We start from the raw sequence: 20613 nt of genomic DNA on the forward strand, positions 1-20613 counted from the left end.
ACCGAGAACCGAGAACCGAGAACCGAGAACCGAGAACATCCCCCTTTCAGCCAGACATCACAACAAACCACAACCTAACACAAAAAAACACACACCATGCCCACCATCACCACCTTCGTCCCCACGCCAGAAGAGCTCGCCGAGAGCGCGCGCGAGCACGCCCGCAGCGTGTTTCCCGCAGGCAGCGCCACGCACACCCAGAGCACCGGCGCCACCACGCCCCTGCACGCGGCGCCGCCGCAGGCCCAGGCGCTCCCCGCCCAGCGGCCGCCACGCCCGCCGCTGGACGACTGCCTCATCAGCTCCGCAGAGCTGGCGCAGCTCCACATCCCGCCGCGCCCCGCGCTGCTGGACCGCTGGCTGTGCGAGGGGGACCTCGGCTTCATCTTTGCCCCGCGCGGCGTGGGCAAAACGTGGATGGCCATGGCCCTGCCCGGCGCCATCTCACGCGGCAGCGCGCTCGGCCTCTGGGCCGCCGGAGACGCCACCACCGGCCCGGCGCCCTCCGCTTCAGCCGAGCCCCCTGCCAGCACCGCCCCGGACAGCGGCGGCGACGCGGAGGCCCCGGACAGCGGCGGGTCCACGCCCCTGCCCGTCCTTTACGTCGATGGCGAGATGTCCCTGAAGCTCACCCAGTACCGCAACAACGGCCTGCACCTGGACACCTCCCACGTCACCTACCTGCACCACGAGCGCATGTTTGAGGTCCAGACCCACTGCGTCAACATCGGCGAGGCCGAGGACCGCGAGCGCCTCACCGACGTCATCGTCCGGCGCGGCTACCGCGTCCTCATTCTGGACAACCTCAGCTCCCTGGCCTCCGGCGTGGATGAAAACAAAGGCACGGACTACGAGCCCCTCTCCCACTGGCTGCTCGATCTGCGGCGGCGGAAGGTCACCGTCATCGTCGTGCACCACGCCGGGCGCAACGGCATGATGCGCGGCCACAGCAAGAGGGAGGACGCCTGCTCCTGGATCCTCGAGCTGCGCGACGCCCGGCAGGAGAGCGACTCCGGCGCGAAGTTCGTCAGCCACTTCGCCAAACCCTCCCGCAACACCGGCGACCCCCTCCCCGACCTCCTCTGGCACTTCACCACCGACCCCGCCACCGGCATCACGGACATCCGGTGCGAGCTGGCTGTGGAGAACGATTATGAACAATTCATCCAGCATGTGCTGGAGGGCGTCACCAGCCAGAAGGACATGGCGGAGCTGATGAACCGGCACAAAGGAACGGTGAGCAAATGGGCGCGCAAGGCGCTGGAAGACGGACGCATCAGCGGAAACTCGCACAAGCTCCTGCCGCCCCGGTCCAAAGACAACAAGCCCGTCAAAAGCCACTACCACCCAGACGAGGACAGCGGCGATGAAGACGAGGAGGACGACTCCTTCTAAGAGCCCGCGCCGCCCGCCCAACGCCGAGTTGCCGAGTTTCCACACCTAAGCACGGCAACTCGGCAACTCGCTCTCCCAAGGTCCGGGAGGGCGGTCAATCGGTGGCATGATACAGCATGATGTGGCATGCTTTGGAAATTGGATGCAGTTTTGCGAAGTCATGAAGCAAAACTCATGGCAACTCAGAGAGTGGTCCGAGTTGCCGTGTGGCAACCTGGCAATAGCAGCACCGACAGCCTCCGCTGGGCATCAGCTCCCTTGCGCTTTCACCACCGGCACCTCAGGAAATTCGACTTCCGGCGCAATTTTGCTCACAAAGGCCACGGCATCCGCATAGCGGTCGAAGTCTTTGATGTGCTCAACAAGCCCCTCGGCATTCACTCCATAGAGGGCGAGGATGGAAGGCTCGTATTCGGGATCGAATGGATCATCGCCAAAGATCATGGGCTCAAAGCTGTCGTCGCCGCTCAGGCAGCGAATGGTTTGAATGCGCCAGTGGGTGAAGTGAGATGCAGAGACAGGATTGATTGCCGTCACATCCAGCGGCAGTCGTGGCGCATCTTGATAATGCAAAGGCAGCAGGAGTTTCATGGCCACATCCGGGCAATCTTCTGCGTCGAAACCTCTTAGATCCTCCACACTCATGCGCTGCAGGCAGGCGGCTCCAAACTTGTCCTCCAGCAGGTAGGGCCAGACGTCCTCCGTCTCATCAAAGACCACATGCTGGCATGCCCATTCCTCAAACAAGCCGGCAATGCGCATCGCCTCGCGGTAGAACTGATCCACGCCGCTGAAGGCATCGCTTAGGCTGAGGTTTTGCAACTTGGCGGCCTGATCGCAGGCGTCACGCAAAGAGATGGCGCAGGCAAAGACGGCGGCAGGATCAAGGGAGTCGTTTTTAAAAATCATGACTTCCCAGCAACGCGCCGGGGTTTTAGTTTCCTGGCATGGCTGTGCGAAAAAACTGGACCCGTCCTGAGCTGCTCATTCTCCTGAATGTGTACCACAAGCTGCGGTTTGGGCAGATGCATGAGCGGCAGCCGACGGTGATCACGCTGGCGAAGAGGCTGGAGCGTACGGCGGGCAGTGTGGCGATGAAGCTGTGCAATCTGGCCTCTCTGGACCCCGCGCTGAAGCTGCGCGGCATCAAGGGGTTGGACGGTGCGAGCAGGCTGGATGCGGCGATGTGGCAGGAGTTTCACGACAACCTGGAGGCCAGCGTGCCTGCCAGCGAGGCGGCGCTGCGGGAGCTGATGAAGGCGGGGCCGGACGCTGCGGTGGAGGTGCTGCCAAAGAAGGGCATCCGCATCATCAAGCCGCCGCCTACGGGGCCGACGACGGCCACCAGCACGGTGCAGGTGCGGCTGGGTCAGGACTATTTTCGCAATGCGGTCTTAAACAACTTCGGCGGCCGGTGCGGCGTGACGCAGCTGGGCGTGCGCGAGCTGCTGATCGCCTCGCACATTCTGCCCTGGGGCACGCATGCCGGCCAGCGCCTCAATGTGCGCAACGGCCTCTGCCTCTCGCGCCTGCACGATGCGGCGTTTGACCGCCACCTGATCTCGTTTGACGACAACCTGCGTCTGCTGCTTTCCAAGCGCCTGCGCAGTGAGCTGCCGCAGCGTGCGGTGCAGGAAAACTTCGCCGCGTATGAGGGCCACGCTTTGGAAATGCCGGAGGACTCCGTGCTGCCGGATCTCGCCTTCATGGCGGAGCATCGGGAGGCGTTTTTGAAGATGTAGTGGAGTTCAATGAACGAGATCCAACCCCAACTCATGTCTATCCGTAAATCCCTTTTATGTGCCGTGATTTTCATCGCCGGTTTGGCGTTTGGCCAGTTCATCAGCAGGCCGATGTATGACCGCAATGGCGAGTCCCGTGAAAATCTGGTGAGGCTGAAATGCCTGCACGGTCTGGCGGAGGATTTTCGCCGTGCACATGAGCGCTGGCCGCAGAGCCTGCCGGAGTTGCAGTCCTGGTGCCAGGAGGATGAGCTACGACGAATCATGTTTGATCGGTCATCGAACGTTTCTGCGAAGGGTATGACGTTCGTCTCTTGGAAGCTGCTGAAGGACCCGCAGTCAGGGCTCTTCAGCGGCTTCACCTCCGGCAAACAGGAGACCTTGCGATGCGAGTACCAGATGGATGCCGAGGGGCGGGCAACGTTGATCAAGTGAATGGCTGATCCTCGGGACACGTTTTTGAAGATGTCGCGGAGCGAGCGCTGAGGAGATATTTTCGCACTTCACTCCGCTTGTGCCGGTGCGGGCACAGATGACTCATGCCGTTTCTTTGCTGAAGCGGTGCGCTTCAACTTAGAAATAAGTCTAGGTGCTTTCACGGAAACCGTTATAAACAAGTGCTGATTTTATCCTTGTTACAAATGCTGAATCCTTGCAACAATTCGTTCGTAAACACTTCCAAGAACAACCTGCAAAACACACAATATGGGCGCTAATCCTGACAGGGATCAAGAGGCCGAAATCGGCCATCAAATACGCAATCAGAAGGAATGGAATGACACACATAGGCCGTCCTCAAAAGGTGGTGGTGGATGCCTGGTGCTCCTCTTGGGCGTTCTGATCCTGGGGGCCACCACAGGCTGGGCCGTTTTGGCCTGAACTTCCAAAACACACTTTCTCCGATAATCCAAACCAAGTCAGCCATGCAACGCGCAGCTTTCACTCTTCCATTTGCCGTTATCGTCTCCTTGTTTTTTTCTTCATGCTATGGCCCGCTGCCACCGCAGCAGACCAACTATTTGAACGACTGGGGAGACGGCCCACCCCGCTACAATGGCTATGCACCACGGCCAGCTCCGCCACAGCCCCATTACTCGCATTCAGCACCGTATCAGCGAGTCAATTACAACTCGAGCGGGCAAGCCCTGCGCCCCCGCTCGTTCTGGGAGGACATGCTTCTGGGGGCCCGCAGGTTCGACATTGAGAATGCGAAGAAACGGGCCGCTCTTGGCAGCAAAGAAGATGCAGACTTTGTTCGACGTGAGGAACCGATTCAAAGAGGCTTCGAAAACTACTACGGGCCTCAGGGCACCAATTCCTCGCGATAGCAGGAACTGAAACCGCTGGATCAGGGCACGGTAGCGTTGACTCATGCCGACCACCTTGGACTATGAGTCAAGTCAGGCCATGGTTTGAGCTTTTCGCAGTCCCCCCACTTCAACGCTGCCACTTCCCCACCTCCCAGCGCGAGTTGCCGAGTTGCCGTGCTTAGGTGTGGAAACTCGGCAACTCGGCGAGAGAAGGGGCAAAGACACGGTGCAGCAAATGGCAAGGGGCCGCAGCGGTGTGCAGGCGGCGGCGGTGCGTGGCTGGTGGTGGAAGGGGCGAAGGGGTGCCTGAGTCGAAAACATGGCAACTGGAGGGGGTGTTTGAGTTGCCGGTTTTTTTTGTTCTTGGTTCTTGGTTCTTGGTTTGTGGGGCGGAGGGTTGGGGAGGATGGGTGCGTAGCGGCGTGAAAGTTGCCTTGTTGCTGTGCAACAAGGGAGGGCTGCGCATCGCCCATGCTGTATGGTGGTCCCACATGGCGGGTGTTTGCGGCGCGCTTCCCAGTTGCGGCGCAACTGGGCTACTTTCTAGCGCTTCACGGGTGTTTGCGGCGCGCTTCCCTGTTCCGCAGGAACAGGGCTACTTTGGCGCTGGCGCTTCCCAGTTGCGGCGCAACTGGGCTACTTTCCCAAAGCGCGCTTCACCCGCGCCAGCGTGTGTGCCTGACGCTGGCGGGTGAGGGCGCATTCCCAGAGGCGGAGGACGGTCCAGCCGAGCTGGCGCAGGCGGCGGGTGACGTGGCGGTCCCGGGCGCGGTTGCGGGCGATCTTTTCGTCCCAGAATTTCCGGTTCTGCCGGGGGCGGGTGCCGTGGCGGGGGCAGCCGTGCCAGAAGCAGCCGTCCACAAACACGGCGACGCGCTGCGCCCGGAAGACGAAGTCCGGCCGCACGCGGGGGCGGCGGGCGGACGCTGCGGTGCCGGTTTTCGCTTTGGCTGCTGCTTTGGCTGCTGCTTTGGCCGGGGGCGTGAGGGGCTGGGAGGTCTTCGCGGGCCGGGTGCTGCGTGGGGGGGAGGGCGGCAGGGTGAGGGAGAGGTGCCGCCGCCAGCCGGTGATCTTTTCCGCCCGCAGCAGGCTGGCGAGGCGCAGCTCCGTGGCGGCATTTCCGGTGGAGCGGATGCGGCTCATCACTTCGCTGCGCTTGGCCGGGGTGAAGACGTCTGTCATGACGCGGGGAACAAGAGGGGGGCTGCGCTGAACATTCAACATGGAACGTTGAACATTGAATGCCTGAACCAAGAACAAGGAACGGGAAACTCAAAACGCTGCAAAGGCAGCTGGGCGCGGGAGGGGCGGGCTGGAAAGGGCGCTGCAGGGTGTGGTGCGCGATAGGCTGAGAGCCTGCGGGTTTCAGTTGCGCTTCTTATGGTGTTTTTGCATGGTGGGGCTCTCACTCCCTTTTTGATCCATGAGTCTGTGCTCACCGCTTTATCGGAATGTCAGGTGCCTCCCCACGGCTGCGGCCTTGCTCTTTCTGCTCGTCGTCTCTGCGGGTGCTGCGGGTGAAAAGCGGAACTTCAAAGACCTGCAGGGCCGCGTGCTGCGCGCCAGCCTGGAGAGGATCTCCGGCGATGACATCGTGGTGAAAAAATCGGTGGATGGCTCGCTGGTGACGCTGAAGGCCGGGCAGCTGAGCGATGCGGACATCCTCTACCTGGTGCGGCAGGGCTTTGACCAGAGCTCGCTGCAAAACAGCCCGCGCAATGCCCCGGGCTCCGTGCCAGCCACTGCGGAGGGCCTGCGCGCCTCCCTGGAAAACACCCTGTGGGACTGGTTGAATGCGGATGACAAGGTGCAGGTGGGCGGCACCACGGTGCTGAAGCAGGGGGCGTGGCAGGCGGTGCGCTTCCGCCCGGGCGGCAGGATCAGCGCCTGGCACAAGGACCGGATCGTCTGGGAGGGCAGGTGGGAGATCATCGATGCCCGTACGGTGCGCCTGGCGGTGCGGGATGCCGTGGGCCTGGTGCTGACCTTTAACACAGATGCGAACCACTTCACCGTGGCCAATGAGCGCGACACCCATGGAGAGCGCCGGGGCCGCGCGCCGGTGCCCGAGCCCTTTGTGGGCACGTGGAGGTGGAAGGACGGCTTCGTCGCCAACATCCGCGAGGACGGCACCGCAAACTCTGACGGCACCTGGAAGCGCGTGGTGCGCCACCTCAATGACAGCACCTCCTACGACCTGCGCTGGGGCACCGGCGAGCGCGTGGACCACTTCACCGTGCACCGGGACGGCAAGCAAATGCATGGGCGGAACCACCTCGGCGCGGAGCTGAGCGCGGAGCGGGTGCTGGACGAGCCCTGAGACCTGCGGGGCGGAGATGACGACGGGGAAAGATTCAACGCTGAAACCAGGAACCAAGAACGAGAAACCCAGAACGCTGCACCTGGAACATCGCCCGGCCCGGCTCAGCGGGTGCCGATGCAGTAGAGGGCTTTGTTGCTGCGGAGGAGGAGGAGGTCGCCGCTGATGGCGGGGGTGGCGTTGAAGTGGGTGGTGTCGCTGGCGAATTCGTTGGTGCTCAGCAGCTGGTACTGCGGCCGCGCGGCGAGGATGTAGGTGCCGCTGCGGCGGGAGACGCACACGAGCCTCCCGCCCACGAGCACGGGGGAGGCGTAGATGGGCTTGCCGCCGCCGCGGGCACCCAGCGCCACGCGCTCGCGGTACACGGTCTGGCCCGTGCGGGCGTCGATGCAGAGGGCAAAGCCCTGGTCGTTGATGACGTAGAGGTGGCCGTCCTTGTACACGGGGGTGGGCACGTAGCTGCTGGCGCTGCTCTCCCACAGCACGGCGGCGGGGCCGAGGTCTCCTTTGGCTCCGGGCCTGAGGCTGAGGCCCACGCTGTGCGTGGTGGGAAAGCCGCCGGTGATGAAGACGGTGCCCGCTGCGCCGGGGACGAGGCTGGGGGAGACATTCCCGGCGAGGCCGTGCGTGGCGTACCAGCGGAGCTTGCCGGTCTCGGGGTTCATGCCCCAGAGCTCGCGCGGCAGGGCCAGCACGAGATCGTACCCGCCGTCGCGCCTGAGGAGGCTGGGGGTGCCGTAGGCCATGCCGTAGTCGCCTTCGGCCTTCCACACGATCTGGCCGGTGGCTTTGTCCAGGGCGTAGAGGGCCTGGCTTTCGTCGCTGGCATTGACGATGAGCAGATTTCCATGCAGCACGGGGCTGGCGGCGGAGCCCCAGCGGCGCTGCCCGGAGCCGGTGCCGCAGGAGGTCTGCCAGAGCTTTTTGCCCTGCAGGTCAAAGGCCAGCGCGCCGGATTTGCCAAAGAAGGCGTACACGCGCTCGCCATCGGTCACGGGGGTGTGGGTGGCGTAGCCGTGCTCGGTTATGTAGCCGGTGTACGGGTCCTCCGCCGCAGCGCTGGGCACGCGGGCGTCCCAGAGGATGTGGCCGTCTGCGCGGCTGAGGCAGAGGAGGTGGCGCACGAGCTTGCGCATGCTGTCCGCGCCGGGTTTGTCTCCGTAGCCGGTCCAGCAGGTGATGAAGACCCTGTCTCCGGAGACGATGGGGCTGGAGGAGCCGGGGCCGGGGAGGTCGGTCTTCCAGAGCAGGTTTTCGGTGTCGCTCCACCGCAGGGGGATCCTGGCGTCTGCCACCACGGCGGTGCCGGTGGGCCCGAGAAAGCGCGGCCAGTCATTGCCAGCGGCGCTCAGGTGCGCCGCAGCGCTGAGCGCGAGCATGGAGGCAAAGGCGAAAGCAGAGGCGCAGGAGGGCGGGTGCATGCGGCGCAGGATAACCCGGAACGGGCGGGAAAGTTACGCGGGGAATGCAGTCTGTGGAGCGCGGACTTCAGTCCGCAGCACTCCGCAGAGGCTCCAGCTTGCAATGTGTCCAAGATCATTGACATCTATGATGTCTTCGTCTTTCGATGCCCAATGAGTTCAGAGAATCCAGCGTCCTCTTCGCAGCCATCACGATCCTCCGTGGTGACTCACATGCTGGTGGTACGGCAGTTCAAGGCCAGCGCGAGGCAGCGCCGGAAGCTGGGGCAGGTGGTGCCTACGGAGCCCTACTTCGTTTCGCCGAAGGCCACGGCCTTGTTTCGTCAGAAGAATGGCTCTCACTGCTTTCTGCCCTAGAAGGTGGCAACGAGCATGAGGTGTTTCAGGATCCAAGTGATCCCGGGGTCCTGATCAAGGTGACCGAGCCAGAACTGCGTTTACGCAATGGACGTGACCGCATTCCCAAGGTGACGCCGCTGCATTATCTGGAGCGCTGGCACCTGGCCAATGTGGCGTTTGGTGATTGTGCAGAGCTGGTGGCGGTGATTCCCACAGCGGAGGGCGTTCGCATTGTCATGGAGCAGCGGTTTGTGCCTGCGGCAGATCCCGAGTCGCCCAACCCGGATCAGCGCGAGATCAACCGCTGGTTGCGGGCTGCCGGTTTCGAATACCAATCCGGCGCCTGGGTGCGCCAGGAAGATGGACTGGTCATGGTGGACACACACGAAGGTAATTTCATCCTTTCTCCTGAAGGCCTTCGTCCTGTGGATGTGGAGCTTTACCGTCTCAAAGAATCGACAGGGCCGGTCATTCCATGGGAAGTCACGTTGCAACGGCTTGCTGACAATAGCGCGTATCGCTGACATGTTCGTTCGACGCTGCGCCTGTTGCGCCGCTGCACCGCTCGAATCAGGAAGCGCGTAGCGCTGGCACAATGGTAGCCGTGGGCGCAAGCCCACGGATCAGCGCATCCCCGTCGTTTCCCGATCCGTGGAACCGCGTAGCGGTGGCACATCACGCTGCGTTCCGCTGGCGAGAGACGGGGATGGATCATCCAAGGTCGGGCGGTCCGCGTGCCGAAGACCTTGCACCCCCAGTTGCGGCGCAACTGGGCTGCTTTGCGCTGGCGCGCAGAATCGCTACACCTTCACCGGCACCGGCTGCGGGGCCTGAAACGCGGCCATGGAGAAGCGCTTCATCAGCGAGCCCGCCGCCACGTACCCAAAGCCGAAGAGGAACAGCAGCAGGAAGGGGATGCTGCCCCACTGGCCGCGCTGCGCGGCGAGGGCGATCATCCAGCCAAAGTAGCCGGTGAGCAGCACCTCGATCCACAGGGCGATGGATTTGCCGGCCTTGTACAGCGGGCGCTGCCTGGAGGCCTGTGCCTTGTTTTCGATGCCATACTTCGGCGTGCGGACGAATTCGGACGACTGATTGAGCAGCGCCTCCAGCACGGCCTTGCCGTTGTTGATGCTCATGCCGATGCCCAGCGCCAGCAGCATGGGCACGTACGGCAGCGCCTTGAGCCAGCCCCAGCGGCCCTGCGCGCCCTGCGCCGTCATGTAGAAAATCACGACGCTGAGGGAGGCAAAGAAGAACACCGGCACGTCCACAAACACGGCCTTGTGCCAGGAGCTGCCCATCACGAAATTGGCCGGGTACATGAGCACCAGCGTGCAGAGGGTGAGGAGGTAGGCAAAGTTCGACGTGAGGTGGGAGGTGGCCTCGATCTTGAGGCGCAGGGGGATGTCGCTGCGCCACACGTCGCCCAGGATTTTTTTGCACACCTGGATGGAGCCCTTGGTCCAGCGGTGCTGCTGGCTCTTGAAGCCGTCCATGTCCGGCGGGAGCTCGGCGGGGACGACGACGTCCTTGAGGTAGATGAATTTCCAGCCCTTGAGCTGCGCGCGGTAGGAGAGGTCCAGGTCCTCCGTCAGCGTGTCGTGCTGCCAGCCGCCGCCGTCTTCGATGGCCTTGCGCCGCCAGATGCCGGCGGTGCCGTTGAAGTTGAGGAATTCGCCATGGCGGCTGCGCGCGGTCTGCTCCAGCACGAGGTGGCCGTCCAGAAAGAGCGCCTGCAGCTTGGTGAGGAGGGAGAAATTTTTGTTCAGGTGCCCCCAGCGCGCCTGCACCATGCCCACCTTCTCGTTGGTGAAGTGGTGGATCACCTGCTTGAGGTAGTCGGGCGCAGGCTGGAAGTCGGCGTCGAAAATGCAGATGTACTCGCCCTTGGCGGAGGCCATGCCCTCGTCCAGCGCACCGGCTTTGAAGCCGTGGCGGTTGGTGCGGTGGCGGTACTCGATGTCGTAGCCCTGCGCCTTGAGGTCGGCGGAGAGCTTCTCGGCGTGCGGGGCCGTTTCGTCCGTGGAGTCGTCCAGCACCTGGATCTGCAGGCGGTCGCGCGGGTAGTCCAGGGCGCTGACGGTGCGCAGCAGGTTTTCCACCACATGGAGCTCGTTGAAGATGGGCAGCTGCACGGTGACGACGGGCAGCTCGGCAAACTCATGCGGCGGCACGGGCACATCCTCCCGGTGCTTCCAGAAGTGATATAACACCTTGATCCTGTGTGCGCCAAAGGCGGACAGGGCGGTGAAGACGAGGATGTAGCTGGTAAACCAGAAGAAATTATCCCACACAAACATATTGGAAGGGGCGGCAGGGCACGGGGGCGCAATCAATCTCCACCAGTTCGAAACAATCAAGCAGCATTTCGGGTGCCACCAGAGGAGGGATTTTTAAGCCTCCTGTGGAGGCTGCCGCTACTTTGGGGGATTTTCCCAGTCGCAGGCCGGGTAGGCAGCGGCCCGATTCGGCGGGGGCTTGGAACTTCTTCAATCAAAAATCGAATGCTCGACAATCGTCAATCCTCCGGCTCCAGCGGGTCCTGGGTGCGCGTGATTGACGATTGTCGAACCATCGATTGCTGATTTTTGAAGTGCCTGTCGCGCATCCCGCGCGGCTCGCCATCTTCCCGCCTCATGCCCACCGAACAGCGCGACTGGTACGACACGCCCCTCTACTACGACATCGTCTTTGACGACGGCACCGTACGCGAGGCCGACTTTCTGGAAGAGGCCTACGCCAGATACGCCACGCCCGGCAAGGGCCACCGCCTGCTGGAGCCCGCCTGCGGCAGCGGCCGCCTGGCGCTGGAGCTGGCCAGGCGCGGCTGGGAGGTGTCCGGCTTCGACGGCAACGCGCACATGATCGCCTTTGCGCAGCAGCGGCTGGAAAACGCGGGGCTGCAGGCGAAAGCCCGGCTGTGGGAGGACTGGATGCAGAGCTTCACCCTGCCCAAGGGCGTGAAGGGCGGCTTTGACCTGGCGCACTGCCTCGTCAGCACCTTCAAGTACCTGCTCAAGGAAAAGGACGCCGCCGAGTGCCTGCGCCGCGTGGCCGCCGCCCTGCGCCCCGGCGGTGTGTTCTTCCTGGGCCTGCACCTGACCGACTATGACCGCGCTGGCGACGAGCACGAGCGCTGGGTCGCATCCCGTGGAAAGATCCAGGTCGTGTGCAACACCCACACCTGGCCCGCCGACCGCCGCACCCGGCTGGAAAACCTGCGCACGCGCCTGAAGATCACCGACGCCGGCCGCACTCACCTGCAGGAGACGCGCTGGCAGTTCCGCACCTACAGCGCCGCGCAGCTCAGGGCCCTGCTGCGCAAAGTCCCCGAGCTGGAGTACCTCGAGTGCTACGACTTCACCTACGACCTCACCGCGCCGCGCCGGTTTGACGACAGCTACGCCGATGTGCTCCTGGTGCTGCGGAAGCGGTAGGGCAGGGGAGTTGGCAGTGGCTGGCGGTGGTTTTGCAGAAGAGCTGCGAGAGGCCCTGCGCCGGTCTGGCACCTCTTCAATCAACGCCTCGATGGTTCGACAATCGTCAATCCTCCGGCTCCTGTGCATCGTGGGCACGCGTGATTGACGATTGATGAGCAATCGATGGTTGATTGTCGAAGTTTCCTCCCCCCAACCTCCCGCTGGACAACTCCCACCGCATCCGCTCCAATAGCGCCCGCATGAATTTGAAATCCCTGGCCGGACTCAGTCTCCTCGCGCTCGCTTGCGCCACCCTCGCATCTGCCCAAGCCCCGGCGGAGCCGGACGCCCCTGCCGCGCCGCCGCAGCCCAAGACCTTTGAGTTCAAGGACGGCGACCGCCTCGTGCTCCTGGGCAACACCGTGCTGGAGCGCGAGCACGACTATGGCTCCTTTGAGCCCCGCCTCGCGCTCGCCCTCGGCGAGGCCAAGGTCACCGTGCGCAATCTCGCCTGGAGCGGCGACACCGTCTTTGGCCACGCGCGCTCCTACTTCGGCCCGCCGGAAGAGGGCCTGCAGCGCCTCTCCGTGCACCTGGAGATGCTCAAGCCCACCGTCGTGCTCCTCTGCTACGGCAGCGAGCTCGCCTTTGAGCGCCTCGGCGGCCTGCCGGAGTTCCTCACCGGCTACCGCAGCCTCATCGAGCTCATCCGCTCCAAGTCCCCCGGCGTGCGCATCATCATCGCCAGCCCGCCGCCGCTGGAGACCCTGCCGCCGCCCCTGCCGGACCTCAGCGCCGCCAACAAAAACCTCTCCAGCCTGCGCGATGCCCTGAGAAAATTTGCCCTCATGCAAAACGCCTTCTTTGTGGACTGGTTCGAGCTCATGGGCGGCATGCCCAAGCCCGGCGTCATCCGCAAGCCCCTCACCGAAAACGGCGTGCACTACACCCGCGCCGGGTATGAGGTGCTCAGCGCCCGGCTCATCGAAGGCCTCGGCCTCAAAACACCGGACGCCCCCACCCCCGCGCTCGAAGGCCTGCGCCGCGCCGTCATCGCCAAAGACACCCTCTTCTTCAACCGCTGGCGCCCGCACAACGAGACCTACCTCTTCGGCTTCCGCAAGCACGAGCAGGGGCAGAACGCCAAGGAGATCCCCATGTTTGACCCCCTCATCGCCCAGGGAGACGAAACCATCCAGAAGCTCAAGGAAGAGGCCCTGCAGCAGGCCCGTCGCCCCTGAGAGGCGCCCCCAGCTCCATGCCTCCCTGCCGTGCCGCAGCGCACCCGGCAGGGCGGAGGCCAATCTGACAGCCGCGTGGCACAGCCTTTCTTGCCACCGCCCGCATTTCCGCGTATGGCCAGCACATGGCCCTCAAAGCGATCATCTACAAAGCCAAGGTCTCCCTCTCCGACCTCGACCACAACGTTTACGCCGACCACGAGCTCACGATCGCGCGCCACCCCTCCGAGACGGAGGAGCGCATGATGGTCCGCCTGCTGGCCTTTGTGCTCAACGCGCCTGAAAACAACGACCACGGCCTGCTGGAGTTTGGCAAGGACATGTGGGAGGCCGACGAGCCCGCGCTCAGCCAGCACGACCTCACCGGCCTGCTCATGCACTGGATCGAGCTGGGCCAGCCCGATGAAAAGAAGCTGGTCCGCGTGTGCGGCCGGTCCAAGAAGGTGAGCGTGTACAGCTTTGCGAACACCGCCGCCACCTGGTGGGCCGGGCTCGCGGGAAAATTCACCCGCGTCAACAACTTGAACGTCTGGCAGATCCCCGCCGCCGAGAGCGAGGCCCTGGGCGGGCTCGCGCAGCGCTCCATGGACCTCACGCTCACCGTTCAAGAGGGCGTGCTCTTTGCAGAGGAGGGCGGCCGCACCGTGGAGATCAGAATGGTGAAGCTCTGTGGCGGGGAGTAGGCGAGGGCGCAGCGAGTTCGTCTTCGTCCCCGTCCTTGAACTGGAGCTCAAACGACGCGCGCCGTTTTCAAGCTTTACGTTTGAAATCACCAGCCGCTTCGCTGCAGCCGCGCTTCGGCTGCCTCGCCCGGCCTACTTCTCATCTTCATAGAACAAGTCACCCTCCGACCCTTTCGGCATACGCGTCTCGACGAAGTAAAGCACCTCGCCGCTGCGTGGCAGCGTGGTGGTGATGGAGGGCTGGGTCGAGCGTTCGCGAACATTGATAAACTCATCGATGCGTACACAGCGGTATTTTCCACGGACCAGGCGGGTGAGGCAGCGCGTGTAGAAACCACCACCGCCGCGCCCCCAGATCTCCAGTTGCGGATGGCCTTCAAACGGCGCCAGCCACCGCGTGCCGACGCTTTGCTTGTAGAAGACCTGCTTCCATCCGCTTTTCTCGTTCAGCACGGTGAAGGTCAGCATCGGCCCGCCGGAGCCGCGCATCTTGCGGATCTCCGGATCACCCGGCTCGCTGATGGAAATGCGAACACCGCCCTCCGTCAGCGTGCAGGGAGTTTCATCGGGGAAGTCACGCGCCGCCTCTGGCCACGGCTCCTTGGCAAGATCCGCACGTGCTGTGAGCACCACCGCCAGCAGGCCGAAAAAGAAAGTTCGTCTCAAAGTCCTCATGTGGCATGATCATTCACAAATCCATCCGGTTGTCAGCATCCATCGTGCGCGAGGCCATGGCATGCCAGGAGGCACGTGGCGCTACATGTCCCGCAGGTTTAGGCTCTCTGCCTACGCACGCTCCGTCCGCCTCCCGCTGCCTCCGGGGCTTTCATTTTGAATCGATGCCTCCGGGGCGGCGTCTCAATCCAGTGACGTTTCGATTTTTCGAACGCCGCAATAAATAAAAAGAGAAACCCTCAACCCCCCTCATCCCATGAAAACAGTCACCACTCTGGCCCTGGCCACCCTGCTGGGCACTGCGGCCCTTCCCAGCAATGCCAGCGCGCTCGATTTCTTCCACCCCTTCCGCCCGCGCACCGCTGAAGTGAACGGCAGGATGAACAACGAGCAGCGACGCATCAACAACGGCGTCGCCACCGGCCGTCTCAACCCCTGGCAGGCGAACCGCCTGGAGCGCGGCGAGCAGCGCATCATGCGCCAGGAAAACCGCGACCTCGTCCGCCACAACGGCCACCTCACCTGGCGCGACCGCATGCACCTGAACCACGCGGAAAACGTGCAGTCCCGTCGCATCAACCAGACTGAGCACCACAACATCTTTCACCGCTGGTTCGGACGCCGTTAAGCATCCACGGGCCGGAGTCACGCCCGTTTGATTCTGCGTGCGCTAGCCTTCCCAATCCCCAACGCGGCACCGCGCAGGTGCCGCGTTTTTTTTGGGCCGCTCCCCGGTGTCCATGGCGGTGAACTGGGCACGCCGCACCCACCCTCATTTTGGAGTGCGGCTGCCTAACGAGGAACGAGTGAAGCTGCCGCTTTCGAGCGTCTCGCTGCCTGCGCAGTCTCCCCGGCCTGCCTGCGGAAAGCGGTAGCTGCGCTCATGCTTCGCTGCGCGACCGCAGTCCAAAAAAGAGCCTGCTCGCACGTGGCGCACCGGTGCCTCAGGCGCTGGGTTCGATGGCCCGACCGCAGGCTTCGCAGCGTGTGTCGGAGTGCAGCATGGCGCCGCATTCGCTGCAGGTGTAGGTCACGGTCTCAAGGGCTTCGGAGATCTGGCCGTCGTAGGGCAGGCCCTGGGCCTTCTTTTGCAGGCGCAGGTGCTCGGCCAGGGCGCGAAGGATGACGCGGCAGAGCCATGAGAGCACAAGCAGCCCCAGCGCTGGAAAGATGGCGGCGGCCCTGGCCTTGATCACCAAGACTGCGGCCATCAGCACGCCCAGCGTCATGACGATGTATCCGGTGGTGTCCAGCGTGCTCTCCAGCCCGCCGTGGAAATGGGACTTGCCGCGGATCTTCCGTGTCGTCTTGCTTTCGTTGCTGGACTCGCTCATGGCAGTGAAGGGTGATGGGCGTGGTGGTTTATGGCAGGGAATGGTCGTGTGACAGCGATCCACCCGCTAAATGGAGCGGGGAGAGGTGCTGTGGATGCGGTTGTTGAGCGCTTTGAGGAAGCCCTCCATCTTGAGTAAAAGCGGAGCCCGTGACTCATTCTTTTCGCGCAGTTGCTGGAACCAGTGCAGGGCCGTTTCCATGGCTTCGAGAGACCGGGTGCCGGTGCCTGTCTTTGAAAGGGCTTCTGCTGCACTCAGGATCAGCCACATGTCGTCCAGCTTTTCCCCCAGGGTCAATATCCTGATGAGGAGGTCTTCATTTTCAGGGGTGGCGTGCAGGCTCAGAAGATAACGGATGCCCAGAAGAAGATCATACTCATGAGAGTCCAGCTTTTTGGGGGCTTTATCGAGCAGCATCTTCGCCAGCTGGATGTAGTGCTGGATCACTGACGGCTCGGTGTCCTGCCGCATGGCCATGGCTTCAAACACCCGAGGCAGGTCGCCTGTGCCTGCTTTTTGGATGAAGCTGGTTCCTGCCAGGGCGGTAAGGTAGGGGCCCAGGCCGGGTTCGGTCCTCAGGGCATGCAGACACCTGAGATCTTTCTCTTCCTGGGCTTTTTGCATGGCTCTGCCCTCGGCTGCATCTGCCGGAATGGAATCATCTAATGCAAGACTCACCAGCTCCCGCACATGCCGCATTTTGTAATAGTCCAGCTCCACAAAGGGATCTGAGTTAACCGTCTGTGAGCACAGCAGTGCCGGCAGTGTGAGGCTGGCGGACAGCAGGGCCCACCGTAAAAGCCGGAGGCTGCGCTGGAGGGATGTTGATGGAAGATTCACCGAGGCAGGAGTATGCGGACTCTCGAAGCCGCGGGCGAGGAAAAAAAGAGAACGAGGATCAATGATGCGGACGCTTTCCCTCAAGGTAAGGGCCCGGCGGCTTGCACCACCCCGCCCCCGCATTTCCTCCCAGAGAATGCTTGCCAAACTCCCGCCGCAGCGCCGTACTTCGCCTTCCCATTTTATGACCACCCGCCTTGCCCTGATTCTCCTTGGTTCGCTCGGATTCGCTGCGCATGCCTCGCAGCCCACGTCGCTGGCCGATCTGCCGGACGCGCACCCCGAGGCGGAGCTGAAGGCCTTTGTGGTCCCTGAGGGCTTTGAGGTGAATCTCTTTGCCGCCGAGCCCATGATCCAGAAGCCGGTGCAGATGAACTGGGACGCGCAGGGCCGCCTGTGGGTCGTCACCAGCACCACCTACCCGCACATCAAGCCCGGCGAAGAGGCCAAGGACCAGGTCGTCGTGCTGGAGGACACGGACAATGACGGCAAGGCGGACAAGTCCACCACCTTTGCCGAGGGGCTGCACATCCCCACCGCCCTCGCCCCGGGAGATGGCGGTCTCTATGTGGCAAACTCCACCGAGGTGCTCTTTTTGAAGGACAGCAACAACGATCTCAAGGAGGACGAGCGCAGCGTCATGCTGAGCGGCTTTGGCACCGAGGACACCCACCACCTCCTGCACACCTTCCGCTGGGGCCCGGAGGGCATGCTGTACTTCAACCAGTCCATCTACATCCACACCCACATGGAGACCCCCCACGGCGTGCGCCGTCTCATGGGCGGCGGCATCTGGGAGTTCCGCCCGGAGACACGCCGCGCGGAGATCATCAGCAAAGGGCTCATCAACCCCTGGGGCTTGGAGTTTGACCGCTTCGGCCAGAGCTTTGCCTGCGACGGCGCAGGCGGGGAAGGGGTGAACTTCATCTTCCCCGGCTCCGTCTTTGCCACCTCGCCGGGGGCCAAGCGCATCCTCCACGGCCTCAGCCCCGGCCAGCCCAAGCAGTGCGGACTTGAGATCATCGAAGACCCGCACTTCCCCGCCGAGTTCCAGGGGAACTTCATCCTCAATGACTTCCGCGGCAACCGCGTGAACCGCTTCCAGCTCACCCCCAGCGGCAGCAGCTACATCGCCAAGCAGCTCCCCGACCTCCTCGCCTCCACGCACCGCGCCTTCCGTCCCATCGACGTGAAAATGGGCCCCGACGGCGCTCTCTACATCGCCGACTGGTACAACCCCATCATCCAGCACGGTGAGGTCGATTTCCGCGACCCACGCCGCGACCACCAGCACGGCCGCATCTGGCGCATCACCGCCAAAGGCAGGCCCCTCAGCCCCAAAGTCCAGATCGCCGGTGCCGCCACCGCCGACCTGCTGGAAATGCTCAAGAGCGACCGCAATCACGTGCGCCGTTTTGCCAAGCGCGAGCTCCGCGACCAGGGCGCTGCCAAAGTCACCCTGGCCCTGGACGAGTGGGCCGCCAAGCTGGACCCCGCCAAGGAAGCCGATGCCCACGCCCTGCTGGAGGCCGCCTGGGCCCGTGAAGGCGTGAACTCCTTCTCCCCCTCCATCTGGCACCGCCTCTGGGAAAATGGTGACTACCGCATCCGCGCCGCCGCCCTGCGCATCCTCAGCCACCGCTGGAAGGTCTTCCCCGAAGCCATGAAGGTGCTGGAAAAGGCCGTGGCAGACGAAAACGCCCAGGTGCGCCTCTGGGCCCTGGCCGTGCTGGCAGACATGCGCAAGCCCGCCGCCATCGGACTCGCCCTCAAGGTGCTGGACCACCTCATGGACGACTCCCTCGACTTCCTGCTGGAGCAGACCTGCCGTGAGCAGGCAGACATCTGGATGCCCGCCGTCGTGGCCGGCAAGCTCAAGCTCGACGAGCGGCCCAAGCACCTCGTCTACGCCATGAAGAGCACCGGACGCAGCGATGCCCTGCCGCCGCTCTTTGCCGCCCTGAAAAGCGCCAAGCTCAGCACCGAAGACGCCGCCGCCGTGCTCGACATGGCCGGCAGCGCCGCCGACCCCGCCCAGGCCCGCACCATGGCAGACATGGTCAACGACGCCGCCATGGCCCCCTACTACATGGGCCTGCAGGACGCCCTCATCAAGGCCGCCACCGACCGCAAAGTCATCCCCGAAGGCGCCAAGGACACCGTCCTCGCCTGGTTTGCCCGTCCCGAGCCCCACGTGGTGCACCGCGCCGCCATCCTCGCCGGGCTCTGGAAGATCGAGCCCGCCCGTGAAACACTCGTGGCCCTGCTCACCGACGCCAAAACCATCCCCGCCATCCGCGACGGCGCCACGCGCGGCCTCACCGCCCTCGGCGGCGTGAAGTCCCGGGACCTCTTCGACAAGCTCTTCACCGAATCTCAGGACACCGCCCTCCGCGCCCTCATGATCGACGGCCTCACCAGCGTGGGCCCGCAGCTCGCCGCCAGGCGCGCCGTGGAGTACCTCGCCAAGGCAGATGTGGACGCCGCGAAGCCCATCCTGACCGTTTTCCTCAAAAACAAGCAGCTCCCCGGCGTGCTGGCCAAGGAGCTGGACGGCAAGACCATTCTTGACTCCGTGGCCGTCGAAGGCATCCGCATGGTCACCTCCCGCGGCATCCAGGGCCCGCTGGCAGACGCCCTCAAGAAAGCCGGCGGCGTCAAGCAGATGGACCGTCCCCTTTCCCCGGAAGAAATGAGCGCCCTCGTGGCCAAGGTGAAGACCCAGGGAGACCCCGCCCGCGGCGAGGCCGTGTACCGCCGCCAGCAGATGCTCTGCACCACCTGCCACGCCATCGGCGAGTCCGGCGGCGTCCTCGGGCCCAACCTCGTCAGCATCGGCGCCAGCGCCCCGGTGGACTACCTCATCGAAAGCCTGCTGGAGCCCAGCAAGAAAATCAAAGAGGGCTACCACATGGTCATCATCAGCAAAAAGGACGGCGGAGTCGTCTCCGGCGGCCTCATCAATGACGGTGCCGAGGAGTTGACGATTCGTGACCCTGCCAACCAGATCCTCAAGGTGGCCAAGTCCGCCATCGCCAGCCGCCAGATGAGCCCCGTGAGCATGATGCCCCCCGGGCTCACCGCCAGCCTGCGGGAGGACGAATTTGTCGATCTCGTCCGCTTCCTCTCCGAGCTCGGCCGGGAAGGGGCCTACAAGACCCAGCCCAACCGCTACGTCCGCACCTGGAAGGCCATGGGCAAGATGGAGCAGAAGGACGTGGACCACGTGCGCCACGTGGGCAGCTTTGCCCTGAACGACGACAAATACCCCTACCCGTGGCAGATGGCCCTCAGCCAGGTGAACGGAGACCTGCCGCTGGCAGACCTGCCCGCCGCGCAGAAGATGTACCCATGGTTCCCGAAAATCGTGCAATTTGGCCTGAAACTCGACGGCGCGGGCAAGGTCAAACTCGGCTTCAGCACCGTGAAGGGAATCGTTGTGGCGGTGGACGGGGCAGAGCTAAAGGAATTGCTGCCCCAGCAGGAGCTGGAACTCAGTGCCGGAATCCACCGCGTCAGCGTGCTGGTAACCCGTGACGCTGGGGAAGTGGCCGCATTACGCGTGGAAATCTTAGATGGCGCAGCGGTTGCGGTGCCTTGAGGCTTCTCATAGCCGAAAATTCGTAAAGTCGATGTATTTGCATTGACGTGACGGATTCAAATTAGCTATTCTGAACGCTAGGCTAATTGGGCATGTCATACCCCGGCATATCCATTGGCCTGAACCAATCCTTTGCATCCACATGAGAAACCGCCCCATCGACCTGCGCAAAAACGAAACGCTCGTTTGGTCGAACGACTGTGAGTTTTTAGGGTTTCCAGTGGGTGCCCATGGCAGTGACTGAACGCCATCCGCGCTCTTTTTTGTGCCCCTTTTTTAATTTTCCATTC

General features: G+C 63.4%; 17 protein-coding genes. 10 read left to right on the forward strand and 7 right to left on the reverse strand.

From position 1 onward, the window contains the following. Positions 1–96 precede the first annotated feature (96 nt). The gene (locus tag ACFQDI_RS07560; RefSeq protein ID WP_377165050.1) at positions 97–1395 is read left to right on the forward strand and encodes an AAA family ATPase; all 1299 of its coding nucleotides are present in this window, start codon (positions 97–99) and stop codon (positions 1393–1395) included. A gap of 249 nt (positions 1396–1644) precedes the next feature. On the opposite strand, the gene ACFQDI_RS07565 is transcribed toward ACFQDI_RS07560, so the two are convergent. Next, positions 1645–2304, reverse strand: a complete 660-nt coding sequence (locus ACFQDI_RS07565) for a hypothetical protein (protein WP_377165052.1) — start codon at positions 2302–2304, stop codon at positions 1645–1647. A 38-nt stretch (positions 2305–2342) separates the two neighbouring features. Between ACFQDI_RS07565 and ACFQDI_RS07570 the strand changes: the two genes are divergently transcribed. After that, entirely contained in the window at positions 2343–3137 is a 795-nt protein-coding gene (locus ACFQDI_RS07570; protein ID WP_377165054.1) for an HNH endonuclease, read from the forward strand. Between the two features lie 33 nt (positions 3138–3170). Further along, complete coding sequence (locus tag ACFQDI_RS07575) at positions 3171–3572, forward strand: hypothetical protein (protein ID WP_377165056.1); 402 nt, start codon at positions 3171–3173, stop codon at positions 3570–3572. Positions 3573–5083: 1511 nt separating this feature from the next. On the opposite strand, the gene ACFQDI_RS07580 is transcribed toward ACFQDI_RS07575, so the two are convergent. Next, positions 5084–5629 carry a very short patch repair endonuclease gene (locus ACFQDI_RS07580; protein WP_377165058.1) on the reverse strand — a complete coding sequence of 182 codons (546 nt, stop codon included), beginning with the start codon at positions 5627–5629 and terminating at the stop codon, positions 5084–5086. A gap of 241 nt (positions 5630–5870) precedes the next feature. Between ACFQDI_RS07580 and ACFQDI_RS07585 the strand changes: the two genes are divergently transcribed. Next, positions 5871–6767 (forward strand): hypothetical protein, encoded by an 897-nt coding sequence (locus ACFQDI_RS07585; protein WP_377165060.1) that lies wholly within the window; start codon positions 5871–5873, stop codon positions 6765–6767. Positions 6768–6871: 104 nt separating this feature from the next. On the opposite strand, the gene ACFQDI_RS07590 is transcribed toward ACFQDI_RS07585, so the two are convergent. Further along, entirely contained in the window at positions 6872–8188 is a 1317-nt protein-coding gene (locus ACFQDI_RS07590; protein WP_377165062.1) for an outer membrane protein assembly factor BamB family protein, read from the reverse strand. A 146-nt stretch (positions 8189–8334) separates the two neighbouring features. Between ACFQDI_RS07590 and ACFQDI_RS07595 the strand changes: the two genes are divergently transcribed. Then, positions 8335–9051: a putative polyvalent protein kinase domain-containing protein gene (locus ACFQDI_RS07595; RefSeq protein ID WP_377165064.1), complete on the forward strand. Its 717-nt coding sequence runs from the start codon at positions 8335–8337 to the stop codon at positions 9049–9051. Positions 9052–9327: 276 nt separating this feature from the next. Here ACFQDI_RS07595 and ACFQDI_RS07600 read toward each other — a convergent pair whose 3' ends face one another. Continuing rightward, positions 9328–10830 carry a cellulose synthase family protein gene (locus tag ACFQDI_RS07600; protein ID WP_377165066.1) on the reverse strand — a complete coding sequence of 501 codons (1503 nt, stop codon included), beginning with the start codon at positions 10828–10830 and terminating at the stop codon, positions 9328–9330. Positions 10831–11166: 336 nt separating this feature from the next. Here ACFQDI_RS07600 and ACFQDI_RS07605 point away from each other — a divergent pair, with 336 nt between their 5' ends. From ACFQDI_RS07605 to ACFQDI_RS07615, 3 genes are all read left to right on the forward strand, one after another. Next, positions 11167–11967, forward strand: coding sequence for a class I SAM-dependent methyltransferase (locus ACFQDI_RS07605; protein WP_377165068.1), 801 nt, complete (start codon positions 11167–11169; stop codon positions 11965–11967). Between the two features lie 242 nt (positions 11968–12209). Further along, positions 12210–13190 carry a GDSL-type esterase/lipase family protein gene (locus ACFQDI_RS07610; protein ID WP_377165070.1) on the forward strand — a complete coding sequence of 327 codons (981 nt, stop codon included), beginning with the start codon at positions 12210–12212 and terminating at the stop codon, positions 13188–13190. Positions 13191–13315: 125 nt separating this feature from the next. Then, entirely contained in the window at positions 13316–13873 is a 558-nt protein-coding gene (locus ACFQDI_RS07615) for a YaeQ family protein (RefSeq protein ID WP_377165072.1), read from the forward strand. Between the two features lie 132 nt (positions 13874–14005). Here the strand turns inward: ACFQDI_RS07615 and ACFQDI_RS07620 are convergent, their stop codons facing one another. After that, entirely contained in the window at positions 14006–14539 is a 534-nt protein-coding gene (locus ACFQDI_RS07620) for a hypothetical protein (protein ID WP_377165074.1), read from the reverse strand. 265 nt (positions 14540–14804) lie between these two features. On the opposite strand from ACFQDI_RS07620, the gene ACFQDI_RS07625 reads away from it, so the two are divergent. Next, entirely contained in the window at positions 14805–15176 is a 372-nt protein-coding gene (locus ACFQDI_RS07625; RefSeq protein WP_377165076.1) for a hypothetical protein, read from the forward strand. A 316-nt stretch (positions 15177–15492) separates the two neighbouring features. Here the strand turns inward: ACFQDI_RS07625 and ACFQDI_RS07630 are convergent, their stop codons facing one another. After that, positions 15493–15882 (reverse strand): hypothetical protein, encoded by a 390-nt coding sequence (locus tag ACFQDI_RS07630; RefSeq protein WP_377165078.1) that lies wholly within the window; start codon positions 15880–15882, stop codon positions 15493–15495. A 66-nt stretch (positions 15883–15948) separates the two neighbouring features. Continuing rightward, positions 15949–16722 (reverse strand): hypothetical protein, encoded by a 774-nt coding sequence (locus ACFQDI_RS07635; protein WP_377165080.1) that lies wholly within the window; start codon positions 16720–16722, stop codon positions 15949–15951. Between the two features lie 184 nt (positions 16723–16906). Here ACFQDI_RS07635 and ACFQDI_RS07640 point away from each other — a divergent pair, with 184 nt between their 5' ends. Continuing rightward, entirely contained in the window at positions 16907–20323 is a 3417-nt protein-coding gene (locus ACFQDI_RS07640) for a PVC-type heme-binding CxxCH protein (protein ID WP_377165082.1), read from the forward strand. Positions 20324–20613 lie beyond the last annotated feature (290 nt).

This window comes from Prosthecobacter fluviatilis (genome assembly GCF_042655725.1).
In the GTDB taxonomy this organism is placed as follows: Bacteria; Verrucomicrobiota; Verrucomicrobiia; order Verrucomicrobiales; family Verrucomicrobiaceae; genus Prosthecobacter; species Prosthecobacter fluviatilis.

Excerpts from the sequence above, each read along its gene's own strand:
- ACFQDI_RS07570 (WP_377165054.1), top strand. The coding sequence starts at position 2,343 with ATGGCTGTGCGAAAAAACTGGACCCGTCCTGAGCTGCTCATTCTCCTG.
- ACFQDI_RS07600 (WP_377165066.1), bottom strand. The coding sequence starts at position 10,830 with ATGTTTGTGTGGGATAATTTCTTCTGGTTTACCAGCTACATCCTCGTC.
- ACFQDI_RS07590 (WP_377165062.1), bottom strand. The coding sequence starts at position 8,188 with ATGCACCCGCCCTCCTGCGCCTCTGCTTTCGCCTTTGCCTCCATGCTC.
- ACFQDI_RS07640 (WP_377165082.1), top strand. The coding sequence starts at position 16,907 with ATGACCACCCGCCTTGCCCTGATTCTCCTTGGTTCGCTCGGATTCGCT.
- ACFQDI_RS07595 (WP_377165064.1), top strand. The coding sequence starts at position 8,335 with ATGCCCAATGAGTTCAGAGAATCCAGCGTCCTCTTCGCAGCCATCACG.
- ACFQDI_RS07580 (WP_377165058.1), bottom strand. The coding sequence starts at position 5,629 with ATGACAGACGTCTTCACCCCGGCCAAGCGCAGCGAAGTGATGAGCCGC.
- ACFQDI_RS07625 (WP_377165076.1), top strand. The coding sequence starts at position 14,805 with ATGAAAACAGTCACCACTCTGGCCCTGGCCACCCTGCTGGGCACTGCG.
- ACFQDI_RS07575 (WP_377165056.1), top strand. The coding sequence starts at position 3,171 with ATGTCTATCCGTAAATCCCTTTTATGTGCCGTGATTTTCATCGCCGGT.
- ACFQDI_RS07615 (WP_377165072.1), top strand. The coding sequence starts at position 13,316 with ATGGCCCTCAAAGCGATCATCTACAAAGCCAAGGTCTCCCTCTCCGAC.
- ACFQDI_RS07630 (WP_377165078.1), bottom strand. The coding sequence starts at position 15,882 with ATGAGCGAGTCCAGCAACGAAAGCAAGACGACACGGAAGATCCGCGGC.
- ACFQDI_RS07565 (WP_377165052.1), bottom strand. The coding sequence starts at position 2,304 with ATGATTTTTAAAAACGACTCCCTTGATCCTGCCGCCGTCTTTGCCTGC.
- ACFQDI_RS07560 (WP_377165050.1), top strand. The coding sequence starts at position 97 with ATGCCCACCATCACCACCTTCGTCCCCACGCCAGAAGAGCTCGCCGAG.
- ACFQDI_RS07585 (WP_377165060.1), top strand. The coding sequence starts at position 5,871 with ATGAGTCTGTGCTCACCGCTTTATCGGAATGTCAGGTGCCTCCCCACG.
- ACFQDI_RS07605 (WP_377165068.1), top strand. The coding sequence starts at position 11,167 with ATGCCCACCGAACAGCGCGACTGGTACGACACGCCCCTCTACTACGAC.
- ACFQDI_RS07610 (WP_377165070.1), top strand. The coding sequence starts at position 12,210 with ATGAATTTGAAATCCCTGGCCGGACTCAGTCTCCTCGCGCTCGCTTGC.